The sequence below is a fragment of the Ideonella azotifigens genome (assembly GCF_006519715.1).
Taxonomy (GTDB): Bacteria; Pseudomonadota; Gammaproteobacteria; order Burkholderiales; family Burkholderiaceae_C; genus Ideonella; species Ideonella azotifigens.
The window spans coordinates 1-3,696 of record NZ_VIDT01000554.1; the positions used below are offsets into that span (position 1 = coordinate 1).

The 3,696-nt window shown below is 67.7% G+C and carries 3 protein-coding genes; all 3 read right to left on the reverse strand.

All coding sequences use genetic code 11. From position 1 onward, the window contains the following. On the reverse strand, positions 1-238 hold a 238-nt coding region (locus FKP22_RS23900), incomplete at its 3' end, for a hypothetical protein (protein ID WP_141290167.1). After that, positions 235-951: a hypothetical protein gene (locus tag FKP22_RS23905; RefSeq protein WP_231013009.1), complete on the reverse strand. Its 717-nt coding sequence runs from the start codon at positions 949-951 to the stop codon at positions 235-237. The genes FKP22_RS23905 and FKP22_RS23900, both read right to left, overlap by 4 nt. A 44-nt stretch (positions 952-995) precedes the next feature. Continuing rightward, entirely contained in the window at positions 996-3,647 is a 2,652-nt protein-coding gene (gene tssH / locus FKP22_RS23910; protein WP_141290168.1) for a type VI secretion system ATPase TssH, read from the reverse strand. Positions 3,648-3,696: the final 49 nt, after the last annotated feature.

The following is a 3,696-nucleotide window of genomic DNA, read 5'->3' on the forward strand; positions in this document are numbered from 1 at the left end:
CGAACGAGAAGCCCCAGTCCTCGGGCGGCAGCGAGCGCCAGTCGGTGCGCTCACCGTGGCTGATGCTGAGCGTCCACACGCGCATCGGGCCGGCCAGCTCGCGCTGCGACAACGCGAAGCAAGGCAGGCCCCCATCGGCCGTGACCTCGACCGAGCCCTTGCTGGAAGCGGCCTGGCCGCCGGCCGAGACCAACAGGCCGGCCAGTAACGCGACGAATGGGCGCCCGGCGAGCCTCATGGCAGATTGCGCTTGTCCGAAGGGTTGGCAATGAACAGGCGCAGCACGGTCTCGAATAAGGCGCGGTCGTTGATGTGTTTGGTCTGGTGCATCTCGGGCGGGCGGCTGAAGTTCTTCACGGCCCAATAGTCGGACAGCAGATCGCCTTGCGCCTCCATGTTGTAGTCGCCCAGCGTTTTCTTCGCATCCAGCGTGTAGTCGTAGCCCAGCCCGATGCGGATGGCGCCGCGCAGCATCACCGGGTAGCCCAGCTGATGCTGCCAGACATGCACCATCTCGTGCATGAACCACAGCGAATCGCTGAAGCCGGCGAGCGCGAAATCTTCCTTGAAGCGCTTGGGGTTGAAATACATCTCGCCGTTGGGCGTCATCGCGGTGTCGTCCGGCTGCAGGCCAAACCAGAGGTACTCCTCGTTGTGCACCTTCACGCGGTTGTAGTCGACCGAGTTGCCGAACAGCGTGCGCGCCATGTCGCGCTCATTGACCGTCAGCCTGCGCCATTCGCCCTCGGGTGTGGGCCGGCGCACCGGCTGCACGCTGGGCCGCGGCGACTGGCCACGCTTGTCCGGCAAGCCTTCCAGGCCGGCGCCAATGCCGGTGGCCACCAGGCCCGTCGGCCCGGGCAGCGCCGAGCGAAGGTCGAACGGCTCACCCCAGCCCACCGGCTCGCGCAGCGTGGGGCTGGTGGCACCGGGAATGCGCTGGCCTGCCATCAGGGGATTCTGCTCAAGCCGCAGAGCCGTTCATGGGCTCGGGGTCAATCGAACGCATATGCGAAATCGCCGTCCTGCACGCTCAGGCCCACCTGCCCTATCGCCTGCCCTTCCGACAGGCGGGTCAGGTACTCGCGGCTGATGCGCGGCAGCACGGTGTTGGTGAGGATGGCATCGATCACGCGGCCGCCGCTTTCCACCTCGCTGCAGCGGCTGATGACCAGCTTGACGACCGCGTCGTCGAAGCTGAAGGGCACGCCGTGATGGTCCTGCACGCGGCGCTGGATGCGGCCGAGCTGCAGGCGGACGATCTGCGCCAGCATGGTTTCGCTCAGCGGGTAATACGGGATGGTGACCACGCGGCCCAGCAGCGCCGCGGGGAAGACCTTCAGCAGCGGCTCGCGCAGCGCCTTGGCAATGCCTTCGGGTTCGGGCATCAGCTCGGGGTCGGCGCAGAGCTTCATGATCAGCTCGCTGCCCACGTTGCTGGTCAGCAGGATGATGGTGTTCTTGAAGTCGATGTAGCGGCCTTCGCCGTCTTCCATCCAGCCCTTGTCGAAGACCTGGAAGAACAGCTCATGCACGTCCGGGTGGGCTTTTTCCACCTCGTCCAGCAGCACCACGCTGTAGGGGCGGCGGCGCACGGCTTCGGTCAGCACCCCGCCTTCGCCGTAGCCCACGTAGCCGGGCGGTGAGCCCTTCAGCGTGGAGACGGTGTGGGCCTCCTGGAATTCGCTCATGTTGATGGTGATGACGTTCTGCTCGCCGCCGTAGAGCGACTCGGCCAGCGCCAGCGCGGTTTCGGTCTTGCCCACGCCGGAGGTGCCGCAGAGCAGGAACACGCCGATGGGCTTGTTCGGATTGTCCAGCCGGGCGCGCGAGGTCTGGATGCGGCGGGCGATCATCTCCAGCGCATGCTGCTGGCCGACCACGCGCTGGTTCAGCGTGTCGGCCAGCTGCAAGACCGCCTGCACCTCGTTCTTCACCATGCGGCCAACCGGAATGCCGGTCCAGTCCTGCACCACGCTGGCGACCGCCGCTTCGTCGACCGTCGGCAGGATCAGCGGTGCGTCGCCCTGCAGCTCGCCCAGCTGCAGCTGCAGGCCTTGCAGTTCCGCCAGCAGGTCATCGCGCTCGGAGGCGCTGGGTGCGCCTTCGCCATCCTCCCGCAGCCTGGCGCGCAGGGCCAGCAGACGGTCGACCACGGCCTTCTCCTTGCCAAAGCGCTCAGCCAGCACCGCGTGCTCGGTGTGCGCCTCGTCCAGCGCAGCGGCCACGCGGCGCTTGCGCTCGGTCACCTCGATGCCGATGGCCGCTTCGCGGCCGATGATGGCCTGCTCCACCTCCAGCGCCTGGATGCGGCGCTGGTTGTCCTCCAGCGCCGGCGGCGTGGCATGCTGGCTCACGGCCACGCGGGCGCAGGCGGTGTCCAGCAGGCTGACGGCCTTGTCGGGCAGCTGCCGCGCCGGGATGTAGCGGTGCGACAGCCGCACTGCCGCGTCAATCGCCTCGTCCAGCAGCGCCACCCGGTGGTGCTGCTCCAGGATGCTGGCCACGCCACGCAGCATCAGCACCGCCTTCTCCTCGCTGGGCTCGCCCACCTGCACGACCTGGAAGCGCCGCGTCAGCGCCGGGTCCTTCTCGATGTGCTTCTTGTACTCGGCCCAGGTGGTGGCGGCAATGGTGCGCAGCTTGCCGCGGGCCAGCGCGGGCTTGAGCAGGTTGGCCGCGTCGCCGGTGCCGGCCGCACCGCCGGCACCGATCAGCGTGTGGGCCTCGTCGATGAACAGGATGATGGGCTTGGGCGAGGCCTGCACCTCGTCGATCACCGAACGCAGCCGGTTCTCGAACTCGCCCTTCATGCTGGCGCCGGCCTGCAGCAGGCCGATGTCCAGCGCGTAAAGAGAAACCTCTTTCAGCTGCGGCGGCACATCGCCCTGCGCCAGGCGCAGCGCAAAGCCTTCGACCACCGCCGTCTTGCCCACGCCGGCCTCTCCGGTGAGGATGGGGTTGTTCTGGCGCCTGCGCATCAGGATGTCGACGATCTGGCGGATCTCCTCGTCGCGGCCGGCCACCGGGTCGATCTCGCCCTGGCGCGCGCGCTCGGTCAGGTCCACCGCGTAGCGCTTGAGCGCCTCCTGCTTGCCCATCGCCGCAGGCGCCACCGCGCCGCTGGCTTCGCCGGGTTCGGCGCTGCCAGCGGTCGCGCGCATCTGCTGCTCGGGCGAGCCTTCGACGATGCGGGCAAAGTTGTCGGCCAGTTCGTCTGCCTTGATGCGCTCGAACTGTTTGGAGATGGACAGCAGCGCGTTGCGCAGCGACGGCGTCTTCAACAGGCCGATCACCAGGTGACCGGTGCGCACCTGGCTGTCGCCAAACATCAGCGAGCCGTAGACCCAGCCGCGCTCAACGGCGTTTTCGACCCAGCTGGACAGGTCCGTCACCGAGCTGGCGCCGCGCGGCAGCCGGTCCAGCGAGGCGGTCAGGTCCGCGGCCAGTTGGGAGGCATCCAGGCCGTGGTGCTTGACGATGCGGTGCAGGTCGGAATCGGGGGTGTTGAGGATCTGGTAGAGCCAGTGCTGCAGCTCGACAAACGGGTTGCCACGCAGCTTGCAGAACACCGTGGCACCCTCGATGGCCTTGTAGGCCAGCGGGTTCAGCTTGCCGAACAACGCGACGCGGGAAATCTCGGTCATGAATGGCCTCCGTGGGCTTTGGCAACGAATGAGGTTTGCGGCCGCAGGC

Coding starts and splice junctions, on each gene's coding strand:
- tssH (WP_141290168.1), bottom strand. CDS start 3,647: ATGACCGAGATTTCCCGCGTCGCGTTGTTCGGCAAGCTGAACCCGCTG.
- FKP22_RS23905 (WP_231013009.1), bottom strand. CDS start 951: ATGGCAGGCCAGCGCATTCCCGGTGCCACCAGCCCCACGCTGCGCGAG.